At 64.5% G+C, this 20397-nt stretch carries 20 protein-coding genes; 3 read left to right on the top strand and 17 right to left on the bottom strand.

Going from position 1 to position 20397, the window contains the following annotated elements; genetic code table 11:
• Positions 1–161: 161 nt before the first annotated feature.
• From RS897_RS27265 to RS897_RS27225, 9 genes are all read right to left on the bottom strand, one after another.
• On the bottom strand, positions 162–1151 hold the full coding sequence (locus tag RS897_RS27265) for an ABC transporter substrate-binding protein (RefSeq protein ID WP_315831824.1): 990 nt from the start codon (positions 1149–1151) through the stop codon (positions 162–164).
• Between the two features lie 57 nt (positions 1152–1208).
• Positions 1209–2168, bottom strand: a complete 960-nt coding sequence (locus RS897_RS27260) for an ABC transporter substrate-binding protein (protein WP_315831823.1) — start codon at positions 2166–2168, stop codon at positions 1209–1211.
• A gap of 63 nt (positions 2169–2231) precedes the next feature.
• Positions 2232–3188, bottom strand: a complete 957-nt coding sequence (locus RS897_RS27255) for an ABC transporter substrate-binding protein (protein ID WP_315831822.1) — start codon at positions 3186–3188, stop codon at positions 2232–2234.
• Positions 3185–3997, bottom strand: coding sequence for an ABC transporter permease (locus RS897_RS27250; protein WP_315831821.1), 813 nt, complete (start codon positions 3995–3997; stop codon positions 3185–3187). Before RS897_RS27250 ends, RS897_RS27255 begins: the two co-directional genes overlap by 4 nt.
• On the bottom strand, positions 3976–4746 hold the full coding sequence (locus RS897_RS27245; protein ID WP_315831820.1) for an ABC transporter permease: 771 nt from the start codon (positions 4744–4746) through the stop codon (positions 3976–3978). Before RS897_RS27245 ends, RS897_RS27250 begins: the two co-directional genes overlap by 22 nt.
• Before the next feature lie 3 nt (positions 4747–4749).
• Positions 4750–5634: an ABC transporter ATP-binding protein gene (locus RS897_RS27240; protein WP_315831819.1), complete on the bottom strand. Its 885-nt coding sequence runs from the start codon at positions 5632–5634 to the stop codon at positions 4750–4752.
• The gene (locus tag RS897_RS27235; protein ID WP_315831818.1) at positions 5631–7385 is read right to left on the bottom strand and encodes a thiamine pyrophosphate-binding protein; all 1755 of its coding nucleotides are present in this window, start codon (positions 7383–7385) and stop codon (positions 5631–5633) included. The genes RS897_RS27240 and RS897_RS27235 overlap by 4 nt, the downstream gene beginning before the upstream one ends.
• A 102-nt stretch (positions 7386–7487) precedes the next feature.
• Positions 7488–8237: a class II aldolase/adducin family protein gene (locus RS897_RS27230; protein ID WP_315831817.1), complete on the bottom strand. Its 750-nt coding sequence runs from the start codon at positions 8235–8237 to the stop codon at positions 7488–7490.
• Positions 8238–8430: 193 nt separating this feature from the next.
• On the bottom strand, positions 8431–9357 hold the full coding sequence (locus tag RS897_RS27225; RefSeq protein ID WP_315831816.1) for a LysR family transcriptional regulator: 927 nt from the start codon (positions 9355–9357) through the stop codon (positions 8431–8433).
• 386 nt (positions 9358–9743) lie between these two features.
• Here RS897_RS27225 and RS897_RS27220 point away from each other — a divergent pair, with 386 nt between their 5' ends.
• Entirely contained in the window at positions 9744–11264 is a 1521-nt protein-coding gene (locus RS897_RS27220) for a porin (RefSeq protein WP_315831815.1), read from the top strand.
• Positions 11265–11458: 194 nt separating this feature from the next.
• The gene (locus tag RS897_RS27215) at positions 11459–12910 is read left to right on the top strand and encodes an aldehyde dehydrogenase family protein (protein ID WP_315831814.1); all 1452 of its coding nucleotides are present in this window, start codon (positions 11459–11461) and stop codon (positions 12908–12910) included.
• 172 nt (positions 12911–13082) lie between these two features.
• Here RS897_RS27215 and cobF read toward each other — a convergent pair whose 3' ends face one another.
• The 6 genes from cobF to cbiE are packed head-to-tail and all read right to left on the bottom strand — an operon-like array spanning position 13083 to position 18210.
• Positions 13083–13850, bottom strand: a complete 768-nt coding sequence (cobF, locus tag RS897_RS27210; protein WP_315831813.1) for a precorrin-6A synthase (deacetylating) — start codon at positions 13848–13850, stop codon at positions 13083–13085.
• Positions 13847–14575 carry a uroporphyrinogen-III C-methyltransferase gene (cobA, locus tag RS897_RS27205; RefSeq protein WP_315831812.1) on the bottom strand — a complete coding sequence of 243 codons (729 nt, stop codon included), beginning with the start codon at positions 14573–14575 and terminating at the stop codon, positions 13847–13849. Before cobA ends, cobF begins: the two co-directional genes overlap by 4 nt.
• Positions 14572–15885: a cobyrinic acid a,c-diamide synthase CobB gene (locus RS897_RS27200; RefSeq protein ID WP_315831811.1), complete on the bottom strand. Its 1314-nt coding sequence runs from the start codon at positions 15883–15885 to the stop codon at positions 14572–14574. The genes cobA and RS897_RS27200 overlap by 4 nt, the downstream gene beginning before the upstream one ends.
• Entirely contained in the window at positions 15885–16667 is a 783-nt protein-coding gene (gene cobM, locus RS897_RS27195; protein WP_315831810.1) for a precorrin-4 C(11)-methyltransferase, read from the bottom strand. The genes RS897_RS27200 and cobM overlap by 1 nt, the downstream gene beginning before the upstream one ends.
• The gene (locus RS897_RS27190) at positions 16664–17032 is read right to left on the bottom strand and encodes a cobalamin biosynthesis protein (RefSeq protein WP_315831809.1); all 369 of its coding nucleotides are present in this window, start codon (positions 17030–17032) and stop codon (positions 16664–16666) included. Before RS897_RS27190 ends, cobM begins: the two co-directional genes overlap by 4 nt.
• Positions 17029–18210, bottom strand: coding sequence for a precorrin-6y C5,15-methyltransferase (decarboxylating) subunit CbiE (cbiE, locus tag RS897_RS27185; protein ID WP_315831808.1), 1182 nt, complete (start codon positions 18208–18210; stop codon positions 17029–17031). The genes RS897_RS27190 and cbiE overlap by 4 nt, the downstream gene beginning before the upstream one ends.
• On the opposite strand from cbiE, the gene RS897_RS27180 reads away from it, so the two are divergent.
• Positions 18209–18958 carry a cobalt-precorrin-6A reductase gene (locus tag RS897_RS27180; RefSeq protein ID WP_315831807.1) on the top strand — a complete coding sequence of 250 codons (750 nt, stop codon included), beginning with the start codon at positions 18209–18211 and terminating at the stop codon, positions 18956–18958. The genes cbiE and RS897_RS27180 overlap by 2 nt on opposite strands.
• On the opposite strand, the gene cobJ is transcribed toward RS897_RS27180, so the two are convergent.
• Together cobJ and RS897_RS27170 are read right to left on the bottom strand one after the other, a co-directional pair.
• Complete coding sequence (gene cobJ / locus RS897_RS27175) at positions 18934–19668, bottom strand: precorrin-3B C(17)-methyltransferase (RefSeq protein WP_315831806.1); 735 nt, start codon at positions 19666–19668, stop codon at positions 18934–18936. The genes RS897_RS27180 and cobJ overlap by 25 nt on opposite strands.
• Positions 19665–20396 carry a precorrin-2 C(20)-methyltransferase gene (locus RS897_RS27170; protein WP_315831805.1) on the bottom strand — a complete coding sequence of 244 codons (732 nt, stop codon included), beginning with the start codon at positions 20394–20396 and terminating at the stop codon, positions 19665–19667. Before RS897_RS27170 ends, cobJ begins: the two co-directional genes overlap by 4 nt.
• Between the last annotated feature and the right edge of the window lies 1 nt (position 20397).

Here is a 20397-nt window from a genome sequence, read left to right as displayed (position 1 = left end):
GAAGGCTGAGTCCGAGGCCCCGATCGCCGCTCTGGTCGGGCAGCTTCCTTAAATATCAAAAGCCTTGAGTTGCTCGCGCCTGGCTGCGTGAGACAAATACGTTGCGCACGCAGGCTTGGGCACTGCTGGTCCGCATCACCTCTTGCGACCATGCCTGTCGGTTAGATTTTGTGCAGCTCCAGCGAGGCCGGATGGAACACATCTTCCGGCGTGAGCAGCCGGGCCGACAGCCCCTCGGCGTGGTGACGCTGGAGGAATCGAGTCAGCACTCTGCGGTTTGGTTCCAATCCGTAGGCCCAGAAGTCCTCACCCATCAGGAGGCGCGCCGCCCGCAGTTGCTCCTCGACAAAAGGCAGCGTCACCTTGGCGGCAGATGTATCGCCCAACTTCGAGAGCGCGATTGTCTTGGCGCGTTCGAACGCCTTGAACACCGCGACCGGCAGCCAGGGATGCTGATCGGCAAGCGAACGGCGGATCCCCAGCGTGTGCATGATGGGAAAAAGGCCGGTCCGCCGATACCAGTCCGCCGCCATCTGCTGCGGATCGGCAAACAGATAGCCGACATCGGGATGGCCGCGCTCGAAACAGGACGGAGCCCGCGGCCCGATCACGGCATCCAGCTGGCCGCTTGCCAGTAGCGCCGAAATGGTGTCGTCAGGGCCAACATCCTCGACAACAACGCCAGCGGGAAGATTGAGACCGATCTTCTCGACCCGTCCCGGCTGCTCATAACCGCCTCGAACCCAGGTGACGTCCGCCGGACGGATTCCGTAATCTTCCTCCAGAATCATGCGGACCCAGATATTGGCCGTGAGTTGATATTCCGGCACCCCGACGCGGCGGCCCTTGAGGTCGGCCGGGGATTTTATGCGGTCGGTGCGGACATAGATCGAGGTGTGCCGGAAAGCGCGGGACGGGAAAACCGGCACCGCAATGTAGGGACTGGTTCCCGTGGCGATTTGGATGCTGTAGCTGCTGAGCGACAATTCGCAGATGTCAAAATCCTCATGCCTGAACGCGCGAAAGAAGATTTCCTCCGGCTCCAGCAGCATGATTTGCGGATCGACACCGTCGATCTGCACCAGGCCGTCCACCAGCGGGCGCATGCGGTCATAGTCGCCGACGGCGACCGAAAGTTGCAGCTTGCTCATGAGCATCCCATCGACGGAGCGATACGAAGACAAACAACGTGATGCATCAGTGCGATCTCATTCGGTTGGTTTGGTCGGATACTGAACCAGCGTCGCGAGCTGCTCCCGGCTCAACGGCGCGGTCAGGAGCTTGAACGCGACCGCGTCGCTCATCGCAGCATCGATGCCGGCAAGCCGGTCGAGCCGCAGGCTCTCCTTCGGATAAAAATCGTCGCGCATGCGCTGCGCGATCGCTATGGGGATTTCAACCCATTTGGCATAGGCTGCAACCGCGGCGGGGTCCGAATACATCCAGTCGAGTGTTTCGGCATATGCCGCCAGGAAACGACCGACGGCGCCCTTCTTCTCCGCGAGAACGCGCGTGCTGGTGATCATCACGCGCACGGTTTGATTGCGAAACGACGGCAGATCGCTGCCGCGCGCGACGATGCGGATCTTGCCCTCCTCGATCGCCTGGAGGCCGAAGGGCGGTGATGACCAACCAACATCGACCTGGCCCGACATCACCTGAGTGAAGGTCGAAGACGGATTTCCGGTCGCGACGAGTGTGGCCTGGATTCCGAGATTTCTGAGCAGCGCCAGCGCCATGATGTTGGTGGACGTCCCGCTGGTCGAATAGGCGACGCTGTGCCCGCCGGCATCCTTCATCGCGTTGATCGCCGAGCGCGCCGGGACGTACCAGAACTCGGCTGCGCCAGTCGCCGAGTTGGCAATCATGCGGACCGGCGCGCCTTTGGAAAAGGCTGCCATGACGCCGGACGTCCCGACGCCAAGACCGATGTCGACGCTGCCCGACAGCACGGCCTGCAACGTCTCGCCACCCCCCTGGGTGTAAAGGATCTGGAGATTCAAACCATGTTTTCTAAAAATGCCGGCCTCCTGCCCGAGATGCGGCGGGGAATTTTCCCAATTGCCGCGCTGACCAATGGCAAGGGTCAGCGTCTCGGCGGCCGCCGGTGCAACAGGGCCGGCGGTCATACCCAACATCAGCCCTATTGCCAGCAGCAGCTTACCCATGACGCCTCCTTTCTAAACGAACTCAATTGCCGTTGCCTGCTCCGACGATGATCTGCCGGCCATTTATTGTGGTGGTGGAATCTGGATCAAGGTCTTGAGCTGCTCGGAGGTCATTGGCTGCGACAGGTTCTTGAAAGCGACGGCGTCGGCCGTCAACAGATCGAGGCCCGACATCCGGTCGGGATCGAGCAGGCTTTTCGGAAAGAACTCGTCGCGGACCCGGCGCGCGGTATCGATGCTGATCTGGGCGAAATCGGCATAGGACCGCAGCGCGTCGTCGCTCGCATACATCCAGTCGACCGTCTCGCGATAGGCTGTCATGAAGCGGGTGATGGCCTCCTTCTGCTTGCCCACCACCGACGCATTGGCGATCAGACACCGGATCGACTCCTGGCGGATCGAAGACAGATCGTTGGCGCGCCCAACGATGCGAATCTTGCCCTGATCGAGGGCCTCGAAAGCGAAGGGCGGCGACGACCATCCGACTGCAACCTGTCCCGACATCACGGCAGTGAAAGTGGCGGGCGGGCCACCGGTCGCCACCAGATCCGCGTTGAGTTTGTATTCCTTGACGAAGCCGATCACGACGCTGTTGGTGGAAGAACCATTCGTCGAAAAAGCGATCGTCGTTCCTGCCCCCGCATCCTGAATTGTCTGCATCCTGGAGTCGGCCCGGACATACCAGAAGTCGGCCGCGCCGGTGGCCTGCGCACCGATGATGCGGACCGGCGCTCCCTTGGCGAAGGCGCCCAGCACGCCCAGCGTTCCGGCCGCGACGCCGATCTCGACGCTGCCGGAGATCACGGCCTGCATGGTCTCGCCGCCCCCCTGGGTGTAGAGCAGATCGAGATCGAGCCCACGCTTTCGGAAGATGCCTGCGCGCTGGCCGAGTTCGGCAACAGACGTATCCCAGTTGCCACGCTGGCCGATGGCCAGTTTCAGCTTCGTTTCCGCAGACTCCGCAGCCGTGAAACTCATGGCCATCACGACGGCGATCACACCGGCCACGATGCGGCTCATGTCGACCTCACCTTGGTTGATCTGCTCCGACGTAACGGCCCGCCGACCGCGCCGGCGCCGGTCAGCAGCGCGTTGACAGCAATCACGATGGTGAAGATCGCGATCATCAGAGCGTACAGCGCCGGCATGTCGAAACGCTGGTAGTGCTGCATGATGAGGAAGCCGAGCCCCTGGTTCGAGAGCTTCGTCTCCGCCAGCAGCACGCCGATGATGGCAATGCCCAGACCCAACCTCAGGCCGTTGATGACGGATTCCCGCATTGCCGGCAGATAGATCTTGGTCACTATTTGCAGAGTGCCGGCGCGGAAGGTTCGGCCGACGCGGATCAGGACGGGGTTGATGGCTCGCATCGCCGCGGCGGTGCTGAGGGCGACCGGGAAGAAGCAGGAAAGCGCTCCCATCGCGACCTTGGAGCCCGGTCCGACGCCGAACCACATGATCATGACCGGAAAAAAGATGATCTTCGGTGTCGGGCCGAGCCAGTAGAGATAGTGCTCGAAGGCACTGCTGAGCAGGCGGTTGCCACCCAGCAAGATACCGACGGCAAGGCCGGCGACGCCGCCCACAAGCAGGGCCAGACCTGCCTCCATGGCGGTGACACGCAGATTGCCGTAGAACTCCGCGCTCGCCACCAGCCGAGCGAGCGCGCTTCCGATCGCCCAGAGGCTCGGGACCACGTCGCGATACAGCAGTCCGGATTGCGCCAGCATTTGCCACAGCACCAGACCGGTCACGATGATGGCGATGCGCAGCGCGAGAACGGAATTGCCGCCTTGCGCGAGGCCAGTTACGAGCCGGGTCGCAGCCATCGCTCGATCCTTTCCAGGGAGGCGAAGAAGCAGACGCTGACGAGCACCACGAAAGCGATCGCGGCATAGGTACCGGCCAGATCGTAACGCTCGGCCAATACATTGATCAGAGGACCGAGGCCGCCGAAATTGATCAGGAACTCGACACCGACAACATTGATCAGGGCAAACATCAGGCCGAGCCGGATACCGACAAAAATGCTCGGCAGCGCTGCAGGCAGCTTGATCTTCAGGAACTGCTGGCGCGCATCGAGACTGAAGCTGCGACCGACATCGATCAAGACAGGCGGGACCGCGCGCAGCCCCTCCAGCGTCTTGAGAATGACGGGCGGCAGTCCGGCAAGCGCACCGATCATCACGATGGTCCAGGCGCTCCGCCCGAAGATGACGAGGAAGAGCGGATAGATCAGCACGATCGGCGCTGCCGCGAACGCCGCAATCCAGTTTTCGGTCGCTCGCCGAAGCAGTTCCAGACGATCCAGCAGAATGCCGACAGATATGCCGACGGCGGCCAGGATGAGACCCGCCCCAAAAGCCTCGCCGGCGGTCACCAGAAAGCGGCGAAACACCCCCTCCTCAACCACGATGCGCTCAAACGCGAGCAGGACGTCGGACGGCAGCGGGACGACAAACGGACTGACGAGGTCGACCCGGATCAGAATTTCGAGCACGACGACGGCGGCGACGAGTGCACCGAATCCAAGTATCGCGGCTCCCCAGCGTTGACTTGACGTCGCCGCGCGTGACATGGCTCAGCCCCGCGCCCGCGAGGCGCGCTCGGTCTCGATCATGCCCCGACTTGCCTCGTCGCGCAGATCGCTCCAGATCTCCGCAACATAGCGGCCGAACATGTCGCTGCCGACGATCTCGGAGGTTCGCGGCCGTGGCAGATCGATATCGACGATCCGCTTGGTGCGCCCCGGCCGATAGGTCATCACCACGATGCGGTCGGACAGTTGCACCGCCTCGGCAATATTGTGGGTGATGAGCACGATCGTCTGCTTCAGCGCCTGCTGGATCTCGAGCACCTTGTCGCCCAGCAGGAGACGGGTCTGTTCGTCGAGCGCCGCGAACGGTTCATCCATCAGCAGGATCTTGGGTTCGAAGGCCAGCGTGCGCGCGATCGCCACGCGCTGCCGCATCCCCCCGGACAGTTCTGCCGGGTAGCGCCGTTCGAAACCGTCGAGCCCGACCAGCGAAATGAAATGGCGCGCCCGCTCCAGCCTCTCCGCCTTCGGCAAGCCGCGGATCTCCAGCGGAAAGGCGACATTGTCGACGACCGTCCGCCAAGGAAAGGTCGATTCCTCCTGGAACACCATGCCGATCGCCGGATGCGGCCCGGAGACCAGTTCGCCGGCGACCCGGATGCGCCCCTCCGTCGGAGCCAGCAGGCCGCCGATGACGCTGAACAACGTGGACTTGCCGCAGCCGGACGGCCCGATGACGGTCAGGAATTCGCCGGGCGCGACATCGAGCGACATATGATCGACGGCGACGATCGGCCCGTCCGGCGTCATGAAGCTCTGGACCACGTCGTCGACCACAAGAACCGGCGCCTGGAGGGGCGCCGCCGCCGACAGGGATTTGGCGGACTGAGATTGGGCGGACATGGCGAGGGCCTGAATCGTCGCGCTCATTCCTTGGTCTCCCGGATCTTGGTCTCCCGCGTGAGAGCGCTCGCCATGGCCGGCGTGTAGCCGGGTTCGACCCGCACATCGACCACCGCGACCCCGCCGGCCTCGACCACCGCAATCGCGCGGCGATAGGCCTGGTCCAACTCTGCGCGGGCCGTCACCGGGCCAAACCCTTCGGCGCCCTGCGCGCGCGCCATCCCGGCGAGATCGATCTCCGGATCGGTCATGCGCTGTCCGATCCATTTGTTCTCCACCGGGCGCCCGCGCGCCCGTGCCACCCGCTCCTGATGCACCTCATCGTTGAAGAAGGAACGGTTGTTGGCGACAACGAGGAGCAGCGGCAGCTTGTAGTGCACCGCGGTCCACAGCGCGGTCACGCCCATCAGGAAGTCGCCATCGCCGCAGATCGAGACCGGCAGCCGGCCGCTGCCCCTCAGCGCAAGTGCTGCGCCAACCGAGATGCCCGGCCCGGCACCGATGCCTCCGCCGCCGTCGGAACCGATGAAATCGAGCGGATGGCGGAACGGCCAGAACGCTCCGTCCCAGGACAGTGGCAGGTGCAGCAGCGACACCAGCCTTCCGGCGAGCGCCGCCCTGAGCCGGACGGCCAGATCGGAGACCAAAAGCGGTCCCGCGGCATCAGCCGATTCCAGCCCCGACTCCGGCGACGTCACGACGGCCGTCTCCACGGCACCGCTCGCGACGGCGAGTGCACGGCAGAGCGCCGACACCAGCGCATCCGGATCGGCAGCGATCAACTGATCGACCGGCGCGAGTGCCTGATGGTCCATGCTCCAACCGTTATGCAGATGGTGATCGAGCGACACATGGATCACCTGCGCCGCCGGCCTGGACGGCAGCACGCCGTTGAGAGCGATCCAATCAAGGCTGAGCACGACATCGGCCTGCTCCAGCGCAGCATGGGCTGGAGGCAGGGGGAATACGCCGGGTGGCGCGAGCGAGAGCCGATGATCGGTTGGAAAGCCGGCGCCCACTTTAAGGTCGGTGAGCACACGCGCGCCGACCGCTTCCGCAAGCGCGATGCGCTCCGCCCATCCGCGCTCCGAGCGAGAGACGCGGCCAACCAGAATCAGCGGCCGCTTCGCTGCACGGAGCATGGCGGCAACGCGGTCGACATCTTCTGCGGCCGGCCGCTGCTCGATCTTCGGTGCGAGACGCCTGGGGTCAAGCGGCGGCAGCGGAGCGGCGAGCGGCGCCTCCTGCATCCAGGCATCAAGATTGACGTAGACCGGCCCCGCGGGAAGCGTTTCGGCGATCCATGTCGCGCGGATCAGCGCCTCGCGAGCGGCACCGGGGGATGCCGGCTGGTCATCCCATTTGATGTAATTGCGGACAATCGCGCCCTGGTCCCGCGCGGTGTGGATCCAGTCGATCCAGGGGCGCCGCTTCTCGGCATCGAGCGGGCCGGTCGCACCGATCACGAGCACCGGCATGCGATCGCACCAAGCGTTGAAGATGGCCATGGTGGCGTGGAACAGGCCGACATTGGAATGGACCGCGACGGCCATCGCCTTGCCTGTAACCTTGGCATAGCCCTGCGCGATCGCGACCGCGTGCTCCTCATGGAGGCAGAGCAGCATCTGCGGCCGGTCGTTGCCGAGATGATTGACCAGGCTGTCGTGCAAGCCACGGAAGCTCGCGCCGGGATTGAGCGCGATATAGGGAATGTCCAGCGACCTCAGGGTTTCGGCCACGATGTCGCTGCCAAAGGCAGCTGTTTCGGCGCGGCCCATCGGGGTTTCCATCGCCGCCCCACCCGCTCGAACATTATCGTGCCCATCCCGCCCTGGAGCGTTGGCGGAACTCTGCTGCGGTCCGTGGTTTGCCATTCCTGTTCACCCCGCCGCCGTACCGGCCTGGCGAGGCCATCGGTCCCCATCGCGCGGTACCCTGTGCAGCCAGTAGTCCCAGGCGCGCTGCAAAACCACATCCTGAAGGTTGACTTCACTGGCAAGCCGGATCTCGCCTGCCGTCAGCGGTGTCACGCTGCCGAGCCGCAATGAGGCTCCGAGGACTTCTGCGTTGCGACAAAAATGGATCGCGCGAAAGACCACCTCGCGCAGCGTCCGGCCGGCGACCACGGCCCCATGGTTGGCCATCAGGACGGACCAGTTGGAGCCCATCGCCTTGGCGAGCGAGGCCCCCTCCTCCGCCGTCGAGACCAGCATGTTGGTATCGCCGAAACTATCCTGCCCGCTCCAGAACGGGACCTTCGCACCCATGGTGGCGCCGAGATGTGTCACCGGCACAATCTCCATACCAGTGACACAGAACGGCATGATCGGCGGAGCGTGGAAATGGCAGACCGCACTGACGTCGGGACGGAGCTGGTAAAGAGCGCCGTGGATCACCCGCTCCATATAAAACGGCCCGGATTCGGGCTCCATTGGAGTCGAATCAAGGGTGAAGCTGCGGATGTCCGCATCCGCCACGATTTCGGGGCTGCGGGACCGGGACAGCAGATAGCGGCCGGCATCGGCCGGATTGCGAACACTGACATGGCCGAACGCGTCCAGCACCCCTTCATGGGCCAGGATGTGGTTCGCGGCGACCAGTTCGCGACGCACTGCGTCCGATTGGGTCATTGTTGCCTCCCCGGCTCGATCGGCGGTTTTCTTGACCGCAAGCAAAGCGCACCGTTGGCCGCCTGTCCAAGGCATGTTTCTGCTCAGCCAGACCGAATTGGTTTGGCTGATGTCGACCGGATGCCGAGTGGAAACCGCAAAAGCATTCCCGCGATCGTTTCCATCCGGGTCATTGGTTCATCACTTCAAACGTCTAAGCGGCGGAGTGCCACTCCGCCAGTTCCGGGATCTCGATCAAGAGACTCCGCAACAGACCCTTGATGATGGTCAGAACCCGGCGCTCATCCTTCGTCAGCGTCCTGCCGGACGGCCAAACCACGAACAGCTCCCTCACGATCGGCGGATCGATAATGGGACGGGCGACCAGGGATTTGGCAGCGAGTTCCTTGGCGATTGTTCCGTAAGGCAGCACCCCGCAGGCCATGCCACGGGCGATCACATCCTTCATCGCCTGCGATGACTGCACCTGATAGATGATGTTCAGGGGCAGGCTGTTGCGGTGTAACGTTTCTTCCACACGCTGGCGAACCAGATCGCCCTCGCCCGGCATGACATATTCCGCCATGGCGAGATCGCGGAACGGCAGCGGCCCTGGCCGATCGAACTCCGAGCCCGGACAGCACACAAAAAACAGCGCTTCCCGCAGCAGCGGCTCGCGCGCCAGCGGGTGATCGGCGGGAATGCTGTAGGCCAGTGCAAGGTCGAGCTGACCGCGGTCGACCCGTTCGATCAAACTATGGCTGAATTCCTCGAGGATCTGCACCTTGACGTGCGGCGCCTCTTTGGGAAGCGCGCCAAGCAGCCGGCTCGTCAGCAGATTGGTCAGACTCGGCGTCATGCCGAGCATGATGGAGCGCTTCGCGGCGGTGCCCACATCGCGCAGCTTCCGCCGTAGCTCTCGCACCCGGTTCAGGATGACCCGCGCGTCTTCCAGCAGGATTTCGCCCGCATCCGTGGTGACGGTTCCCCTTGGTGTCCGGACCAGGAGCTGCATGCCGAGTTCGTCCTCGAGGCTCTTGATCTGCAACCCCAGGGCCGGCTGGGCGACACCGAGTAGCTCGGCCGCCTTGGTGAGGCTGCCCGCCTCGCAGACCCGCACGAAATACTCCAGCTGCCGCATGCGCACCGCATGTCCTCCCTGGGTGAAACCTTCGGCATCCGCCCGGTATCAGTCAAACCAATTCGGTCTGGCTGAAAAGAAACATGTCTTGGACAGGCCAGCAACCGTGCGCTTTGCTCGCGGTCAAGAAACGGCCAATCGAGCCGACAATCACAGGGGGACACGCAATGACCCAGTCGGGTGCGCTGCGAATTGACGGCCGCGGATTGCATGCCGGCCCAGGACGGATGCCCGGCGCGGTCGCGCCATGTCGGCATCCGCATATTCCGCCAATCGAATCAAACGTCGACGTTCGCGACGAACACGAGAGCATTGGTCTCGACTCCCGCGTGTGCTTTGCACAACGGAACCGGGACGCTTCCTGAAGGGCAAACCTGGAGGTTTCCATGAGTGTTCTTAAGTCGCTCACGCTCGGCTCTGCGGCAGGTCTTGTCGCCCTGGCCGGTGCACAAGCCGCCGATCTCCCCGTAAAGACCAAAGCAATCGAGTACGTCAAGATCTGCAATCTCTATGGTGCCGGCTTCTACTTCATCCCGGGCACTGACACCTGCCTTCGGATCGGTGGAGCAATCCGCATCGATACCGCCTTCAACGGCGCCGTCTACGACGCGCCGTTCTGGCTGGGTGGCGCAAACGGTGCCGGCTCGTTCAACCGCAACTACTTCTCGACGCGCGAGCGCGTCAACCTGTTCGTCGATACACGCACCGCCACCGACTACGGCCTTCTGCGCACCTACGCCAACCTGCAACTGGACTTCACCCAGGGCCGGGACAATATCGCCGGCGGCTTCGGCGCAACCGACTTTGCATTCATCCAGTTCGCCGGATTCACCTTCGGCAAGGCCGTCTCGATGTTCGACCCGCAGTGGGCGCTGGGCAAGCCGTTTATCTCGAACGGCTTCATGACCGGTTCGAACAACACAACCGGCATTCCGATGCTGGCTTACACCGCAACACTCGGCAACGGCCTGTCGGCGACGATCTCGCTGGAAGACGCGCAGCCCTATCGCTCGGCTGGCGTCATCAACACCGCAGTGACGTTTCTTGGTCCGTTCGGATCCAACGGCACCAGCGGCCCGACCTATGGCACGGTCGCGAACAGCTTTGTCGGCAACGCGCAGGGCGGCGACCATGTTCCGGACATTGTCGGCAATCTGCGCATCGACCAGGCCTGGGGATCGGCGCACATCGCAGCCGCCGCCCACGAAGTCCACGGGACATATTATACCGCCGCCAACAGCGATACGGGCCACCCATCGTCCACCTGGGGCTACGCGATCAGCGGCGCTTTCGAGCTGAAGAACCTGCCGACAGGCACCGGTGACAGCTTGAAAGTCGAAGCCAGCTTCGCCAATGGCGCGGCCAAATATGTCTTCGGCGGCACCATCGACCAACTCGGCGCCGGCCGTTTCGCCATCGCCAACGGCAACGGCATCGCATTCGGCTACATCCTTGACGGCGTGTATACCGGCACCAATGCCGCGAATGGAACCGGCATCTCAAAGACCGATGCGTGGGAGGTGAGCGCCTACTATGAGCATTATTGGAACCCGGCCTGGCGGACCTCGGTATTCGGCTCGTACAGTCAGATCTCCTATGGCAGCGGTGCGAACGCTGCTCTGCTTGCCGCATTCAACGCGCCGGTCCCGCCCCCCAACAGCGTTGCAGCCGGCTCCGCGCTCGCCGGCACGTTTTCGCTCGGCTTCGCTCAAATCGGCACGCGAACGGCCTGGAGTCCGGTCAGGAATCTGACGCTGTCGGCCGAATTCACCTACACCCGTCTCGACCAGAACCTGAGCGGCACGGTGAATGTCACAGGCGTGCCCGGTTATGCAGGCGCCACCACATTCAATGTCAGAGATCAGAACCGATACAACGGCGCTGTCCAGGCCCTGCGCAGTTTCTGATGACAGCGGCATCTCGAAAAGCCTTCGGCACTGTTCTGCCGGAGGCTTTGTCTTGGCCGGCAGCGGCGCTGCCGCGCGGAGGACGGTTCACATGCTGGCCCGACATGCCATCGAAGGCGGCGGTCGCTGACTCGGACTGACGAAAACATGATACCGATCGTATCTCGCACGATTGGAAATTGAAGGAATGGATCATGGCACGTGTCACGACACATGAGCGCATGCTGATCGGCGGAGAACTCGTGGTCAGCGAAAGCGGCCTGTGGGACGATTCGATCAATCCGGCTACCGAGGAGGTGATCGGCCGTGTTCCCTCTGCAACGGCCGAGGACGTCGCACGGGCCGCTGCCGCCGCCGAAGCCGCGTGGCCGGCCTGGTCGGCCATGCCAGTGAGCGAGCGCGCGGAGCAGTTGCGTGAATTCGGACGGCGGCTGCTGGCGCGCGCTGAGGAAATCCTGCACGTCGAAGTCGCGGATACCGGCAACACCATCACGCCGATGCGCGGCGACGTTCGCATGGCCGTCGAAAGCCTGAATTACTATGCCGGCCTCGCGCACGAGGTGAAGGGCGAGACCTTTCCCGCCACGCCGGACAAGATCCATTTCACGTTGCGCGAACCCTATGGTGTCGTCGCCCGCATCGTGCCGTTCAACCATCCGCTGATGTTCGCCGTGGCGCGAACCGCGGCCGCGCTGGCGTCGGGCAACGCGGTGATCGTCAAGCCGCCCGAAACCAGTCCGCTCTCGGCCATGGTGCTGGCCGATATCGCGCGCGACGCGCTTCCGGCCGGCATCTTCAACATCATAACCGGACCCGGACGGACGGCGGGTGACGCCCTTGTCAGGCACCCTGCGATCAAACGGATCGCCTTCATCGGATCGACCGTCACCGGCCGCGCCATCCAGCGATCCGCGGCCGACGCCGGGGTCAAGCATGTGACCCTCGAACTCGGCGGCAAGAACCCGATGATCGTCTTCCCCGACGCGGACGTGGACGCCGTCGCAAAGGCGGCGGTCGGAGGCATGAATTTCACGTGGCAGGGGCAGTCGTGCGGTTCAACCAGCCGGCTGCTCTTGCACGAGGATATCCATGACGCGGTGGTCGAGCGTGTCGCGGCCCGCGTGGCCGACCTGCGCGTGGGTGATCCGTCCAGGGCGGATACTGATATGGGCCCGATCAATTCGGCCGACCAGCTCCGCAAAGTGGTCGGCTTCATCGAGGATGGACGGCGGGAGGGTGCCCGTCTGCTCGCCGGCGGCGAACCGCCGGCCGGCGCCGAATTCCAGCGCGGCTTCTGGGTCCGGCCGACGGTGTTCGCCGACGTTCGGCCGCAGATGCGCTTGTGGCGTGAAGAGGTTTTCGGGCCGATCCTGTCCGTCGGCCGCTGGCGCAGTCTCGAGGAGGCGATCACCCTCGCGAACAGCACGGAATTCGGCCTGACCGCGGCGATCTGGACCAACGATATCAAGAACGCTCTCAACACCGCAAAACGCGTGCGATCCGGTCACATCTGGATCAACGGCTTCGGCTCGCATTATCTCGGCGTGCCGTTCGGCGGCATGAAGAACAGCGGGATCGGACGGGAGGAAGGCATCGAGGAACTGCTCAGCTACACGGAAACGAAGACGATCAACGTAATCCTATAGAGTCTGCCTCAACCGGGGTTGCATCATGCCATCACGCGAGGTCCGGACAAAGCTCCGTGCCAGCGCCGGGCCCGTCGCCGCAGCAAATATGACCAAGCGCCAAGAAACTGCATAAACTGGTGCCGGCTGAGGAAATTGAACCCCCGACCTTCCGCTTATAGAACGCGCGCGACTATTTCGACACCTCCGCTCTGTCGCGCCTGATAATATAGCTGTCCATGATCCAGCCATGCCTTTCGCGCGCTTGCTGCCGTGTGGCCACGATGTGAGGGCCGACCTCGGCCAGCGCCCCGGATACGATGACCTGGTCGGGCATACCGAGATAAGCGCCCCACCAGATCTGCAGCCCATCCGGCTCGAGCGACTGGAAGGCCATACCACCATCGAGCATCACCACCACGGTGTCCGTCCCCGACGGCCAACCGTCTTCGCGCAGCCGTCGCCCCGTCGTCACCAGGAACGGCTCGCCGATCTCGTTCAGCGGCAGCGCATGCGCCGCGCATAACGCCTGGATCGAGGTGATGCCCGGGATCACCTCGATGCTTGGTGCCGGATCGAGCCGTCGCGCGATCCGCAGGCTTGAATCGAACAGGGACGGATCGCCCCAGATCAGCAGAGCCGCGCGCCCCTCACCTCCGAGATGGCGTGCGATTTCCCGCGACCAGGTTGCGGCCACGGCGTCGTGCCATTCATCAACGCCCTTGCGGTAGTCATCCTGGCCGGCGTCACGCACGGGCAGATCGAACTCGATGATGCGCGTGCGGCTGTTCGTGAGCACCTGCGCACAGATCGACCGGCGCAGCTCAGCGAGATCGGACTTGAGGGCGCCCTTGCGCGGAATCAGGATGAGATCGGCCGCATTGATGGCGCGAACAGCCGCGCGCGTCAGTTGCTCGGGGTCGCCGCAACCAATGCCGATCAGGGACAGCGCCAGCGTCACGGCGTTTCTCCCGCCAATGCGCCGAACAAAATGACGGCCGCTGTCGCTGCGGGGCCGCTTTGTGCCAGCCGTTCGGCGAGTGCCGCAACCGTGGTCCGGACAAGCCTTTCCTCGACATGACCGAGAGATTCGGCGAGCAGCGCCGGCGTATCGGGGGCCAAACCATGGGCGATCAGTTTCGCGGCAAGGGCCGGGAACGTTCGCTGACCCATATAGACGACGGTCGTCGATTCCGGATCGGCCAGCGCGGACCAATTGAGATTGGTCGGCAACTGCCCGGTCACGTCGGCGCCAGTCACGAACTGGACACGGCGCGATGTGTATCGTCGGGTCAGCGGGATGCCCGCCTGCGCTGCGGCAGCACACGCCGAAGTAACCCCGGGAACAATCTCATAGCCGATGCCCGCCGCGCGCAGCGCGGCGATCTCCTCCTCAAGCCGGCCGAAGATTCCGGCATCTCCCGACTTCAATCGCACGACGCACGCGCCGGCCGTAGCGTGCTCGACAAGCAGTTCGTTGACGTGCTGTTGCTTGGTCGAGGGGCGGCCTGCACGCTTGCCAACCGCCACCAGCTTGGCCCTGGGACGGGCATGATCAAGGATCGCGCCTGACGCGAGATCGTCGTAGAGCACGACATCGGCCGCGCGCAGACGCGCAACCGCCTTGAGCGTCAATAGCTCGGGATCGCCAGGACCGGCCGAGACAAAGGAAACGAAGCCGCTCACCTGTCCTCCGCGATCAGATGAAAGAATGTGCCGGTGGTGTTGCCGCGCCGCGAGCCGGTTTCCGCGACACCCGTGCCGGCCGCATCGCGAACGACGGCCAGGGATGGATCGGGCTGCGAGACGATGGTGGAATAATGGAATTCGTGGCCGCGCAGCCGCGCCCCCACCTGATGTCCGGGCATCGGCACCACGAGCTCGGCAAGCCGATAGCCCAGATGCAAGCGGCGCTGGGCGAAGCTGGTTTCCAGGCCGAGCAATCCCACCATCTCGTGGCGGACACCCCCAGCATCGGTCAACCCGCCGCCAAGCGCCATATAGCCCCCGCACTCGCCATGCACCGGGCGCGTTTCGGCAAAGGATGTTAACGCGCGGCGGAAGCGTGTGTTGGCTGCGATCCGGCCGGCATGCAGCTCCGGATAGCCGCCCGGCAGCCAGCAGACGTCGGCGCCGGCATCGGGAGCCTCATTGGCGAGTGGCGAGAAGGTTGCGATCTCGGCACCCGCGGCACGCCAGGCTTCGAGCATATGCGGATAGACAAAAGAAAAAGCGCTATCGCGCGCCAAAGCAATGCGCTGACCGGGCGGCGTCACGACCGCGGGCGACGACGGCCGTTGTGGCAACCGGGCGGGCGCCGCCGCCTGCAACACCGCATCCAGATCAACATGCGTGGTGACGACACGTGCGGCCTCTGCGATCAGGCCGTCAACCTCACCATGCTCCTCAGCCTGCACCAGGCCAAGGTGCCGCTCCGGCAGCGCGATCGCAGCGTGGCGAGGCAATGCGCCGAAGACGGGTATGTCGACCCCGGCCAACGCATCGCGCACCAGCTTCTCGTGCCGCGGACTGGCGACGCGATTGAGGACGACCCCGGCAATACGCACGCCCGCGCGAAAATCGCGCAGTCCCGTAGCTATAGCTGCAGCGGTTTGCGCCTGTCCCGAAGGATCGATGACAAGCAGCACCGGCCACCCCATCATCTCGGCGATATCAGCCGTGGCGCCGGTGCCCCAAACGCCCTTCGCGGCAGAACCGTCGAACAGGCCCATCGATCCTTCAGCCAGGACAAGATCCGAATCCTCCCCCCGCGCGGCGAGCGCTCCGATGGTTGCACGATCCATGGCCCAGCTATCGATGTTGACCGAGGCGCGTCCGGTGGCTGCGGTATGAAAAGCAGGATCGATATAGTCTGGCCCACTCTTGAAACACTGAACCTTCAGCCCGCGATCGCGATAGGCGCGCGCCAATGCCAGCGTCAGCGTCGTCTTGCCGACACCGGAAGCAGGCGCGGAGATGAGGAGGCTCGCCGGCATCAGGACTTCTCCGGAAAGCGCGGCGCCGGGCCGAGCGGCCGGTAGCGCCGGTCATAGTCGGCCGCATAGAGGCGGCTCTCGTCGAACTCCCCGGCGCCGAGCGACCGGCCGACCAAAATGAGCGCGGTGCGCTCGAGCTCCTCGCCGACAGCCATATCGAGCGTGGCGAGGGTCGCGCGGATGATGCGCTGGTCCGGCCAACTCGCACGCCAGACGATCGCCACCGGACAATCCGCTCCGTAATGCGGCGTCAGCTCAGTTACCACCTTGGCCAGGAGATGAATCGAGAGATGGATGGCAAGCACCGCGCCTGTGGCAGCGAAGGCCGCGAGCTTTTCACCTTCGGGCATCGCGCTCGCCCGTCCCGGTGTTCGCGTCAGCACGACGGATTGTACGAGTCCCGGCAGCGTGAGTTCGGCCTCGAGCGCCGCTGCCGCGGCGGAAAATGCCGGCACGCCGGGCGTGACGGAATAGGGAATGTCAAGCGCCCGCAGCCGGCGCAGTTGCTCCCCCATCGCCGACCAGATCGACAGGTCTCCGGAATGCAGCCGCGCGACGTCCTTGCCCTCACCGTGCGCGGCGACGATCTCCGACATGATGTCGTCAAGCGACAACGAAGCCGTGTTGACGATGCGGGCACCAGGCGGGCAATGCGCCAGAACCCCCTCGGGCACCAGAGAGCCGGCATAAAGACAGACAGGACAGGCGGCGATGAGATCGCGTCCGCGCAAGGTCAGCAGATCGGCGGCGCCCGGACCGGCACCAATGAAATGCACAGTCATTCGCCGTCTCCTTCCGCGACCGCCGCGGTGGCGGTCCGATCCCGTGACACCGTCCGTGTCGAAATGAGACGCGCTCCTCGGCCAGCCGCCACGAGGGCCGCAGCTTCGGCGATGGATCCCGTGCCGAAGGTCGTCTTGATCAATTCGGATTGCGTGCAAGTGGCGATGCCGACCAGGGCATCGGCCGGAACCGCCTTGATCGGCACGCCTAATTCGCGGGCGAGCAATCGGAGCGCAGCCGTCTCGGCCTTGTCGCCGATGGTTGCGATTGCGGCAAGCCCATCGGCGCAGCCCGTTGCAGCGAGCACCTCGCGCAGCGCAGCGACATCCACGTCGCGTTTGAATCCCAGACCTGCGACCTTCACCTGAAACCGCTCCATTGCACGATCGGCCGCACCGCGTCCCAGGACCGATAGCGGCCGAGGCTGGCTGCATGCGCAATCTCGATCCGCATCAGTTCGCCGCCATGACGTTGCTGCAGATCCGCGAGCAATGCCTCCGTCTCCAGCGTGACGGCGTGCGCAACCAGCCGCGTGCGCGGGGGAACAAGCGACCAGATCGCATCGAACATCGCCGCGTCGAGCCCGCCGCCCATGAACACGGCCTGCGGCGTCTCGAGGCCCGAAAGGATATCGGGCGCCGTTCCCTCAACGACACGGATCCGATGCGTCAGGCCAAAAGCTGCGGCATTGGCCCGGATGTTCGCCGCGCGCCTTTCCCGCGTTTCGATTGCGATCGCGCTCCCTCCGCACAGCGCCCATTCCACCGCAATCGAGCCGGAGCCGGCGCCGATGTCCCACAACCTCTCACCCAGTCTCGGCGCGAGCGCGGACAACGCAAGTGCACGTATCGGCCGCTTGGTGATCTGGCCGTCATGAACGAACAGCGCGTCGGGCAGTCCGGAACTGCGCGGCAACCCATCCGATCCGGAAAGTTCCAGCGCAACAGCCACCAGTCTCTCACCGGGATCGGCCGTGTAGTCGTCGGCGCGATGTTGCGTGATGGATTCGCGCGGGCCGCCGAGCGCGACCAGGTTCCAGAGCTTCGATTCGCCCCAGCCGCGCATCGTCAGCCATTCGGCCAGAAGACCCGCCGCCTTGCCGTCACGCACCAGACAAATGATGCGTGCGTCAAGGGCGAGATGCGGCACCAGGCGTTCGAACGGTGCCGCGTGAAGCCCGAGACAGACGACGGATTCGAGCCGCCATCCCAACCGCGCCGCGGCGCGCGAAAATGTCGACGGTGCGGGATACGCAATCCACTCATCGTCATTCAGCTGCTCCGTGAGAGTGCTGCCAACGCCAAACCAGAACGGATCTCCCGAGGCGAGCACCACGGTCGGGCGGCCGCGGCAAGCCAGCACGCCGCTCGTGGCGAACGGGACCGGCCAGGGATGGCCGCGGCCGGTGATGCCTGCCAGCGCGAGATGCCGCTCGCCACCGAAGACCGTCTCGGCGTCCGCAAGCGCCTTTCGACTTGCATCCGAGAGGCCGTCAAGGCCATCTTCGCCGCAACCGACAATGGTCAACCAGGGATCAGCCATGGTGCGCGCTCTTATTCTTGGCGGAACGAGCGACGCCAATCTGCTTGCGGAGGCCGCAGCGCGCGCGGAACTCGACGCGATCTACTCCTATGGCGGTCGCACCCGCGCGCCTGCGCACCAGCCGCTGCCGACCCGCACTGGCGGATTCGGCGGCGCAAGCGGCCTTGCCGACTATATCCGCCGGGAAAGCATCACCCATGTCGTCGACGCGACCCATCCCTTCGCGGCCGAGATGAGCCGCAATGCGGTGGCGGCGTGTATGATCACGCAAACGCCGCTGATCGCGCTCGAGCGCGCACCCTGGGCAAAGGCGACCGGAGACAGCTGGATCGAGGTGCCGGATATCGCATCCGCGGTCGCGGCGCTGCCGGAGCAACGCACGCGGGTGTTTCTTGCGATCGGGCGGCAGCACATCGCCCCCTTCGCGACCAGGCCGCAGCACGCCTACACGTTGAGGTTTGTCGATCCGCCCGAAGCGGCGCTGCCGCTTCCGGATGCCGATGTCATCGTCTCGCGCGGACCATTCACGCTCACCGGCGACCTGGACATGATGCGCGCCCGTGGCATCGCATGGATCGTCGCCCGCAACTCCGGAGGAGATGGCGCACGCGCCAAGATCGATGCCGCGGGCGAACTCGGCCTTCCCGTCATCATGATCGCGCGGCCGCAGGTGCCGGACAGGCCGCGGGCGGACAGCGTGACTGAGGTCATGCAGTGGCTTGGTCATCGGGCCTGCCTGGGCGCATAGACCCAGCGACCGACCCGGCGGGTCGCCGAATTGCCAACAATCACCAGGGTTCTCATGTCGGCCATCTCCGGCCGGGCCTCGCGCAGCATCACCGTCTCAATTCGCTCCTCGGGCGTGCTGACCGCGCGCGCGAACATCACGAGACGATCGTCGCGCCCCGCCTCACCCAGAATCTCGAGCACGCGCCCAAATCCCTCGGGCCGGCTCACTGAGCGCGGATTGTAGAGCGCGATCGCAAAATCGGCCTCAACGGCAAGTCGCAGGCGCCTCTCGATCATCGGCCAGGGCTTGAGATTGTCCGAGAGATTGATGGCACAAAAATCATGGCCGAGCGGCGCGCCGATGCGCGCGGCCGCGGCCAGCATCGCGGTCACGCCGGGCAGCACCCGAATGGGAAGCCCTTGCCATTGCGGCGATGCTTCCAGCGCTTCGAACACGGCCGAGGCCATTGCGAATACGCCGGGATCGCCTGAAGACACCACGACGACACGGCGTCCTTCCGATGCCAGCCGCAAGGCCTCGCCTGCGCGCAACAACTCCACCCGGTTATCGGACGCATGCAGCGTAAGCCCGGCACGGACCGGCACGCGCGCGACATAGGGCGCGTAGCCCACGATGTCGGTCGCATCCGCGAGTGCAGCGGATACTTCCGGCGTGACCAGCGCCAGATCGCCCGGTCCAAGTCCCGCGATGGTCAATGTGCCCGTCATTCGACGGAGTCCGTCCGCCGCCCCTGCCCGTGCACAAGCACAATCGCGAAATAGGGACACTCGGTGTTCTCGACATCTTCCAGCCGCGCAATACGCTCGCCCGGCATGGTGCCGCGTTCGATCAGCCAGGCCTGGCCGAGGCGGCCGGCCGCCGCAAGCCCGCGGCGGATCTTCATCAGATTGCGCCCGGTTTTCATGATGACAAGCGCATCGGAGTTGCGCACGCGCCGAGCGAATTCGTCCTCCGGAAGCGTGCCCATCAGCACGGTCAAAACATCATCGCCGAGCGCAATCGGCAAACCGACCGCATTCCAGCAGCCGGCCATGCCGGGAATGCCTGCGATGACCTCGATCTCGACGCGCCCCTGCAGACGGCTATGCAGGTGCATGAACGATCCATAAAAATAGGGATCACCCTCGCAGAGCACGACAACATCGACGGTGCGTGCAAGCTGCGCAAGGCGCTCCGCCCACGCGTCGTAAAAGCCGGCCAGAAGATGGACATAGTCCGGACTGTCGAAGGCGACCTCGGTCGTGACCGGATATTCCATCGGATACTCGCGGACATCCTCGGCCAGCATGCCATCGACGATGCGCCGGGCCACGCCGGGACGGCCCCGCTTCCTGAAATAAGCAACATGCCTGGCCGCGCGGACCTCCCGGTCGGCGCGCACACTCATCAAATCCGGATCGCCGGGCCCGAGACCACAGCAGATGATACGTCCCACA

This window comes from Bradyrhizobium prioriisuperbiae (assembly GCF_032397745.1).
GTDB classification, from domain to species: domain Bacteria; phylum Pseudomonadota; class Alphaproteobacteria; order Rhizobiales; family Xanthobacteraceae; genus Bradyrhizobium_A; species Bradyrhizobium_A prioriisuperbiae.
Note: the sequence above shows the minus strand (reverse complement) of the source record. Positions and strands in the feature narration are given on the sequence as shown.

Excerpts from the sequence above, each read along its gene's own strand:
- cbiE (WP_315831808.1), bottom strand. The coding sequence starts at position 18,210 with ATGGCTGATCCCTGGTTGACCATTGTCGGTTGCGGCGAAGATGGCCTT.
- RS897_RS27200 (WP_315831811.1), bottom strand. The coding sequence starts at position 15,885 with ATGCCGGCGAGCCTCCTCATCTCCGCGCCTGCTTCCGGTGTCGGCAAG.
- RS897_RS27245 (WP_315831820.1), bottom strand. The coding sequence starts at position 4,746 with ATGTCACGCGCGGCGACGTCAAGTCAACGCTGGGGAGCCGCGATACTT.
- RS897_RS27215 (WP_315831814.1), top strand. The coding sequence starts at position 11,459 with ATGGCACGTGTCACGACACATGAGCGCATGCTGATCGGCGGAGAACTC.
- RS897_RS27255 (WP_315831822.1), bottom strand. The coding sequence starts at position 3,188 with ATGAGCCGCATCGTGGCCGGTGTGATCGCCGTCGTGATGGCCATGAGT.
- RS897_RS27235 (WP_315831818.1), bottom strand. The coding sequence starts at position 7,385 with ATGGGCCGCGCCGAAACAGCTGCCTTTGGCAGCGACATCGTGGCCGAA.
- RS897_RS27230 (WP_315831817.1), bottom strand. The coding sequence starts at position 8,237 with ATGACCCAATCGGACGCAGTGCGTCGCGAACTGGTCGCCGCGAACCAC.
- RS897_RS27240 (WP_315831819.1), bottom strand. The coding sequence starts at position 5,634 with ATGAGCGCGACGATTCAGGCCCTCGCCATGTCCGCCCAATCTCAGTCC.
- RS897_RS27260 (WP_315831823.1), bottom strand. The coding sequence starts at position 2,168 with ATGGGTAAGCTGCTGCTGGCAATAGGGCTGATGTTGGGTATGACCGCC.
- RS897_RS27225 (WP_315831816.1), bottom strand. The coding sequence starts at position 9,357 with ATGCGGCAGCTGGAGTATTTCGTGCGGGTCTGCGAGGCGGGCAGCCTC.
- cobJ (WP_315831806.1), bottom strand. The coding sequence starts at position 19,668 with ATGACGGGCACATTGACCATCGCGGGACTTGGACCGGGCGATCTGGCG.
- RS897_RS27250 (WP_315831821.1), bottom strand. The coding sequence starts at position 3,997 with ATGGCTGCGACCCGGCTCGTAACTGGCCTCGCGCAAGGCGGCAATTCC.
- RS897_RS27265 (WP_315831824.1), bottom strand. The coding sequence starts at position 1,151 with ATGAGCAAGCTGCAACTTTCGGTCGCCGTCGGCGACTATGACCGCATG.
- RS897_RS27220 (WP_315831815.1), top strand. The coding sequence starts at position 9,744 with ATGAGTGTTCTTAAGTCGCTCACGCTCGGCTCTGCGGCAGGTCTTGTC.
- cobM (WP_315831810.1), bottom strand. The coding sequence starts at position 16,667 with ATGACTGTGCATTTCATTGGTGCCGGTCCGGGCGCCGCCGATCTGCTG.
- RS897_RS27180 (WP_315831807.1), top strand. The coding sequence starts at position 18,209 with ATGGTGCGCGCTCTTATTCTTGGCGGAACGAGCGACGCCAATCTGCTT.